Origin of the sequence: Herbaspirillum sp. UBA812 (assembly GCF_002296545.1) — a bacterium.
In the GTDB taxonomy this organism is placed as follows: domain Bacteria; phylum Pseudomonadota; class Gammaproteobacteria; order Burkholderiales; family Burkholderiaceae_D; genus Herbaspirillum; species Herbaspirillum huttiense.
This window is the reverse complement of sequence record NZ_DBIC01000401.1, coordinates 1-3,124: the sequence shown is the minus strand read 5'-3', so window position 1 is coordinate 3,124 and position 3,124 is coordinate 1. Positions and strand designations below refer to the sequence as shown.

Below are 3,124 nucleotides of genomic sequence, written 5' to 3'. Positions count from 1 at the left end.
CGCTTCCACCTACCGCCTCACCGCGTGGCAACGCTTCCGCACGGTCGAGCTGCCGGCTTCGGCGCACAGCCTGATCTGGAACTCGATGATGTCCTTCGGCGGCGGCTGGTTCTTCGTGGCGCAGAGCGAAGCCATCAGCGTCATGAACAAGGACCTGAAGCTGCCCGGCCTCGGTTCCTACATGGCCCAGGCCATCGACCAGGGCGACCATACGGCGGCACTGTGGGCGGTCATCGCCATGCTGGCGCTGATCCTGGTGAGCGACCAGTTGGTCTGGCGGCCGCTGCTGGCCTGGGCCGACAAGTTCAAGATCGAACTGACCGAATCGACCTCGCCGCCGACCTCGTGGGTGTATGACCTGCTGCGCGGCTCCTACGTCTTTACCTGGCTTGATGAAAAACTGTGGCTGCCGCTGGGCGACTGGCTAGCGCGCCGTCGTCCCGCCACCTCGGCCGCGCCCACGCCGGCCCGCATCACCCGCGAGCGCTGGACCAAGCGCGTCATCACCGGCGCGATCTGCGGCCTGCTGATCTTTGAAGCGCTGCGCGGGCTGGTGGCCGCCATCGATGCCCTGCACGGCGCCATGAGCTGGAGCCTGTTCGGCCACATCGTCTGGCTGGGTTTCCTGACCATGCTGCGGGTGCTGGCCATGACCGTGATTGCCACCCTGATCTGGACCCCGGTGGGCGTGTGGATCGGCTCCAAGCCGCACATCGCCCGCTTCGCCCAGCCGCTGGCGCAGATCGGCGCGTCCTTCCCGGTCAACATGACCTTCCCGCTGGTGGTGGGCTGGTTCGTGGCCGCCAACGTCAGCATGAACTGGGGCAGCATCCTGTTGATCGCCATGGGCACGCAGTGGTACATCCTCTTCAACGTGATCGCCGGAGCCATGGCCATTCCCAATGACCTGAAGGAAGCCGCCCGCATGTATGGCCTGTCGCGCTGGAACTTGTGGAAGACCCTGATCCTGCCGGCCATTTTCCCGTTCTGGGTGACCGGTGCCTGTACCGCCGCCGGTGGCGCATGGAATGCCTCCATCGTGGCCGAGCTGGCCAGCTGGGGCGATGTCTCGCTCAAGGCCGATGGCCTGGGTGCCTATATTTCGGCAGTCACCAAATCCGGTGACACGCCACTCATCATCGCCAGCATCGGCGTGATGTCGATGTTCGTCGTGTTGATGAACAAGTTTGTCTGGCGTCGCCTGTATGCCTTCGCCGAACGCCGTTTCCGCCTCGATTGACCTTGAGCCACGCCATGACCATGACTTCTCCGCAACAACGTCCCGCCGTCGCTGAACTGTGCGCCGTCAGCAAATCCTACAACACCGCCGGCGGCCACGAGCTCAAGGTGCTGGACAACATCGACCTGGCCGTGCACGAGGGCGAACTGCTGGCCCTGCTGGGCCAGTCCGGCTCGGGCAAGTCCACCATCCTGCGCTGCCTGACCGGCCTGGTCGAACCCAGCTCGGGCCACACCATGGCCGCCGGCAAACAGCTCAATGGCGTCAATCGCGACGCCTCGGTGGTGTTCCAGACCTTCGCGCTGTACCCATGGCTGACGGTGGAACAGAACGTGGCCGTGGGCCTGATGTCGCACAACCCGACCCGCGAGGAACGTGATGCGGCAGTGGACCGCGCCATCGAACTGATCGGCCTGGGCAACTACCACAGCGCCTATCCACGTGAGCTCTCGGGCGGCATGCGCCAGCGCGTGGGCATTGCGCGTGCGCTGGTGTCCAAGCCCAAACTGCTGTGCCTGGACGAAGCCTTCAGCGCGCTGGACGTGCTGACCGCAGAGAACCTGCGCCAGGAATTGATCAGCCTGTGGCGTGCGCCGGACAGCGGCCTGACCTCGATCTTCATGGTCACCCACAACATCGAGGAAGCGGTGGAAATGGCCACCCGCATCGTCGTGGTGTTCCCGCGTCCGGGCCGCCTGGGCCTGGTGCTGGAGAATCCGCTGCCCTATCCGCGCGACTCCAAGAGCCCGGAATTCCAGCGTCTGGTCAACATCATCCACGAAGCCATCACCACGCTCTCCCTGCCCGACCTGCCGCCGGAAGTGCATGTGCCGGGTGAGCCGATCTCGCGCGGACGCAAGCGCATGGAATCCATCCCGCTGATCCCGGTGGGCCAGATCCTGGGCCTGATGAGCCTGCTGCACGACGAGCCGGAACTGAACAACATCTACGACATCTCGGACGAGATCGGCAAGGAATTCGGCGAGACCATCGGCACCGTGAAGGCCGCCGAGATCCTGGAACTGGTGGATACGCCCAAACAGGAGGTCTACCTGACCGACCTCGGCCGCCGCTTCGTGGCCGCCGACCGCAAGGGCCAGCGCGCCATCTTCGCCGAGCAGGTCTACAAGCTGCGCCTGTTCCACATCATCCTGGCGGTGCTGGGCGAAGCGGAAGAAATCGAGGCCGAGCGCGTCTTGAAGGACATCGGCAGCGCCCTGCCCTACGACAATCCCGAAAAGACTTTCGAGACCATGATCGCCTGGGGCCGCTATGCCGGTCTCATGGATTACAACGCCAAGACCGGCATGGTCTTCGTCCCCAAGGACGAAGACGAGGAAGACGGCGGCCAGGGCTGATGCCCGCAAGGCCGGCAAGCGGCCGGCCTGCCGCTGCTTCGCGCAGCCAGTCTCAGTGCAGGGCCGCCAGCGGCGCACCCTGCAAACCCGGTGCAGCAGACGTTGCATGGCCACTGCCGGGCATGGTCGAGGCATCCTGGCGGATCTTGAAGATCGACACCACCTTCAGCAAGCCACTGGCCTGTTGCGACAGTGATTGCGCTGCCGCACTGGCTTCTTCCACCAGCGCCGCATTCTGCTGGGTCACCTGATCCATCTGCACGATGGCCGTGTTGATCTGTTCGATGCCGCTGCCCTGTTCCTGGGTGGCGGTGGCGATCTCGTTCATGATCTCCCCGAAGCGCTGCACCGAGGCCACGATGCCGTTCATCTGCTGACCGGCGCTGGCCACCAGTTGCGAGCCCGCGCCGACATGCGCCATCGATTCTCCGATCAGGTCCTTGATCTCCTTGGACGCCACCGCGCTGCGTTGCGCCAGCGAGCGCACTTCCGAGGCGACCACCGCAAACCCGCGTCCCTGCTCGCC

The 3,124-nt window shown here is 64.9% G+C and carries 3 protein-coding genes; 2 read left to right on the top strand and 1 reads right to left on the bottom strand.

The features are described 5' to 3' along the window. On the top strand, positions 1-1,240 hold a 1,240-nt coding region (locus B3873_RS26175; protein WP_286870031.1), incomplete at its 5' end, for an ABC transporter permease. Between the two features lie 14 nt (positions 1,241-1,254). Further along, positions 1,255-2,598 (top strand): nitrate/sulfonate/bicarbonate ABC transporter ATP-binding protein, encoded by a 1,344-nt coding sequence (locus B3873_RS26170; RefSeq protein ID WP_039789920.1) that lies wholly within the window; start codon positions 1,255-1,257, stop codon positions 2,596-2,598. Between the two features lie 52 nt (positions 2,599-2,650). Here the strand turns inward: B3873_RS26170 and B3873_RS26165 are convergent. Then, on the bottom strand, positions 2,651-3,124 hold a 474-nt coding region (locus tag B3873_RS26165), incomplete at its 5' end, for a methyl-accepting chemotaxis protein (protein ID WP_286870029.1).